Origin of the sequence: Schlesneria sp. (genome assembly GCF_036405755.1) — a bacterium.
Lineage (GTDB): Bacteria > Planctomycetota > Planctomycetia > Planctomycetales > Planctomycetaceae > Schlesneria > Schlesneria sphaerica.
This window is the reverse complement of the sequence record NZ_DASWWZ010000128.1, coordinates 1-4,154: the sequence shown is the minus strand read 5'-3', so window position 1 is coordinate 4,154 and position 4,154 is coordinate 1. Positions and strand designations below refer to the sequence as shown.

Annotated in this window: 2 protein-coding genes; both read right to left on the bottom strand. The window is 55.4% G+C overall.

The annotated features are described in order from the left end of the window. The coding region (locus tag VGE80_RS04415) for a restriction endonuclease subunit S (protein WP_440591808.1) at positions 1-799 on the bottom strand (799 nt) is incomplete at its 3' end. Positions 800-802: 3 nt separating this feature from the next. Further along, positions 803-3,796: a type I restriction endonuclease subunit R gene (locus VGE80_RS04410; RefSeq protein WP_440591807.1), complete on the bottom strand. Its 2,994-nt coding sequence runs from the start codon at positions 3,794-3,796 to the stop codon at positions 803-805. Positions 3,797-4,154: the final 358 nt, after the last annotated feature.

The window sequence follows — 4,154 nt, the reverse complement described above, 5'->3', positions numbered from 1 at the left end:
AGAAGTCACGATCGAAAGAATCGCGGCGCACCATCCCGTTGTGAATCGTCACCGAATAAATCGGCAGTCCTTCTTTCCCTTTTATTTTCCGATTCTCAAACAATGTGCCTGCCTTCCGCTCCTCCCAGTCCTCAGCATCGCGGAACTCGGGAAAACGGAGTCGGGGGCGGGATTCGCCTTCTTGGGGGAAGAGTTGCTGTATCAGCCCTTTCTTGTGGGCCCGCAGCGTTTCCAGCTTTCGCCCTTCGGCGGCAATCCACTCATCCAACGACGTCAAACACGCCGCAATCTTCCGCTGCTCTGGGAGGGTGGGAAGCAGGATAGGAAGGGTCTTAAATTTCTCTGGTGCAACACGCTTGAGAGTAGCGCTCGTTCCCGTTCGCTCAATCACCAATCGCTGATATTTCGCGGTAAGCCAACTGATGAAGAAAGAAGCGGAGTAGTTTTCTCTGAACGAGAATGCTGGTACGTCCGAGGACGAATAGAAACCGTCAAGCTCAGGCGGGACAATCCCGAACGCACCGTTCAGCAGGTCGATCTTAGAGAAAATAAACTGTCCCGTTCTACGCTTCAGGTAGTTTGCGCCGCCAGTCAACGTGCCAGTCCGCTCGTTCCGCACAACTCCATTCGTATGAAGTTTGACGGTCAGGATCTTGTCGCTTTCGAAAGCTGCTGCCTTCTCGTATACGTCCTTAGAAATGAAGAAGTCACCGATCGTCGCGAGGTGCCATGGCTCATTGAACTCCGGGAATCGCAGCTTCGGTGTCAGCGTTTTCGTTTGATCGTCGTTCTTACCCACGTTTCACCCCTCGTACGCGCTGATGCCGGAGATCTCTCTTCCAGCAGCGCGTTTCTTCAGCAGGGGGACGAGATCGGCCATCAGGGCCTGTTCCTTTTCTGCTCGCTCGCGCCAGCCGAGGTCGAGCGGTTCGAGCAGGTCGTTGAGTCGTTCGGCGTCGAAGATCATGGGGGGCTGGAGGATCTGATCGACGAACGCCTGCAGCGCTTCGTAGCTCAGGCCGTGACTGTCGCCTATCATCGCCAACTCCCGGGCGTCCCGTTCCCCCTTGAACTGCCGGTAACCGTCGCGAACGGCTTTCTCATCCAGCGGCTTCCCCGCCTCCAGCGAACGGACGTAATCGGTGATCGCCTCCCGCTCGTCCATAAACTTCGCGTCTGACGCGATCAGCCCAATGAGCTGCTCGCGACTCATCTTCGCCTTCTTCGGGTCCTGCCCGGTGAAGCGCGAGATCAGCCCCATGATGTAGTCGTAGTCGATCACCGCCGATGCGAACAGAACAAACTCGAAATCAAGCTGATCAAGTTCCGCAGGCTTGGGGTCATCATCCTTGCTGCCCGGTTTGTTCTGTTGTTCACGCAGACGCTGAGCGGTTTCCAGGTATTTTCCACGGAAGCCTTTCAACGTCTCCTTGGGAAGGGTCTGTTCGATCGTCTGTTTTTCTTCATCAGTAAGGTCGGTGTACTGGTCGAGCTGGGTCTGCAGCCGCTGAACTTCCTTGAATTGCTTCACAAAGGCGACCCGGGCGTCATCCCCTTTCAGATTGGCAACCGCTTCCGGTTTAGTTTCGAGTCCCTGAGAGGACATGAAGTCCGCCAGACTATGAACCGCCTCTTTCAGTTTCTCGATGACCTTCGGAGCCTTGTCGACCAGCCAGATCTTGCGGGCCTGCTCTGCGGTGGCACCGGAGAACATCTGAATCGCTTCATCCACGTTCGCCTGCTGGCCACGGAAATCGAGGATGTGACCGTAAGGTTTACTTGCGTTGAGCACGCGGTTCGTGCGGCTGAACGCCTGAATCAGGCCGTGGTACTTGAGGTTCTTGTCAACGTACAGCGTGTTGAGGTACTTGCTGTCGAAACCGGTCAGCAGCATATCCACGACGATCGTGACATCGATCTTTTCACGCCCCTTCTTCGGCAGGTCGGCGTTGGAGAACTGCTGATCCTTGATCCGTTTCTGCACGTCCTGATAGTAAAGGTCAAACTCGTTGATCGAGTGATTCGTGCCATAGGTTTCGTTGTAAGTCTCGATGATCAGCTTGAGCGCCTTCTTTTTGCCGTCGGGATCATCCTGGTTGTCGAAGCGTTCCTGGATCAGATCTTCCTGAATCTGGCGCACGTCGGGACTGACATCGCCGGGAGGGGAAAAAACACAGGCGATGTTCAGGGGGCTGAAGTCGGGGTCTTCAATCTTTTTTCCCGTCTGCAGACTGTCGAACATGGACCAGTAATCGATCGCGTCGTTGATCGAGGAGGTGGCCAGAATCGCATTGAAACGACGGTTGGACGTTGCCGCATCGTGTTTCGCCAGAATCGCTTCCACGACCGCACGCTTGGCCAGCGTTTCCCCCGGCTTGAGCGGCGTTCCGTCGGGCAGTTTGTAGTACTCGACGTTGAATCGCAGGACGTTCTGATCTTCAATCGCGTGCGTGATCGTGTATTGGTGCAGGCGCTGCTGAAACAGGTCTTCTGTCGTGCGGAGCTGCTTGACCTCGCCCGTAACCTGCCGAACTGACGCGTTCTCTTCAAAGATCGGTGTCCCGGTGAACCCGAAGAGCTGGGCGTTGGGAAAGAATTCTTTGATCGCTTTGTGGTTGTCGCCAAACTGCGACCGATGACACTCATCAAAGATGAATGCGATCCTCTTGTCGCGCAATGGGGACAGACGTTCGATGTAGTTACGCCGGTTTGTCGGGTCGAGTGCCAGTCCGAGCTTCTGGATCGTGCAGACGATGACTTTGTCAGCGTAGTTGTCGGAGAGCAGGCGACTGACGAGCGACTCGGTATTGGTATTCTCTTCGACACATCCTTCCTGAAAGCGGTTGAATTCCTCGCGGGTCTGCCGGTCGAGGTCTTTCCGGTCGACGACAAACAGGCATTTTTCAATGGTGGGATCGTCTTTCAGCAGCGTGGAGGCTTTGAAGGACGTGAGCGTCTTGCCGCTTCCTGTCGTGTGCCAGACGTAACCGTTGCCGTTGTTCTTCTCGATGCAGTCGACGATGTGCTTGACGGCATAGATCTGGTATGGCCGCATCATCAGCAGCTTCTGCTCGCTGGCGACGAGGACCATATAGCGGCTGATCATCTGCCCGAGAGTGCACTTGGCGAGGAACTTTTCGGCGAAGTCGTCGAAATGTGAGATCTTGGTGTTGTCTTCGGCCGCATACTGGTAGATCGGCAGGAACCGCTCTTCGGCGTCGAAGGAGAAGTGACGTGCGTTGTTGTTCGCAAAGTAGTAGGTGCTGTCACGGTTGCTGACGAGGAAGAGTTGCACGAAGCAGAGCAGCGTCCGTGTGTAGCCATTGCCGGGGTCATTCTTGTAACCGACGATCTGCTCCATCGCCTTTCGCGGGTTGATACCCAGGGTCTTGAGTTCAATCTGCACACACGGTACGCCGTTGATCAGCAGCATCACGTCATAACGGTGGTGGCTGTTGTCGGTGTTGATCCTGAGTTGGCTGATCACTTCGTAGGAGTTTTTGCACCAGTCCCTGATGTTGACCAGTGTGTAGTTGAGGGGAGTTCCGTCCTCGCGGGTGAAACTGTTGATGCTGCGAAGGGTTTTGGCGGCGGCGTAAACGTCAGAGGTGACAATCTCACCGAGCAGTCGATCAAATTCACCATCCGTCAGCTTAACTCGGTTAAGGGCCTGAAACTTCTGACGGAAGTTCGCCTCAAGCGCACTCCGATCGCGAATGTCGGGGCGAACCTCGTATTTGAGTTCGCCCAGCCGTGCGATGAGCTGCTCTTCCAAGTGTCGTTCTGATGAGGTCATAGTGGCGGCCACTGTAGCCCGAAGAACTTCAATTTGAAACGGGACCGGGAGGGAACTTCAGTGCTCCACCAGTGTTCGGTCTTCTTTGCGACCGACGCGGGTTTGGCCGGACTCCTTAGCTGATCAGTCGTGGCTTCCACCGACGCGGGGTCGTTGGAGAGCGGGATGAGGTCGCCGGGCCCGACACGTGGGAAAGATTCGGATCGCTTAGGGGTTTTCAGGCTGCTGTAACCTGAGTAAGTGGTGCCGGCAATTTCTGAACTACTGAAGCACCTTTCGGCAGATTCCTGGCGATCGACTTCTTCGATAGTCCTGTGCTGGATTTCAGCTTCCTCTGTTCGGGTTATCTGCTGGGCCT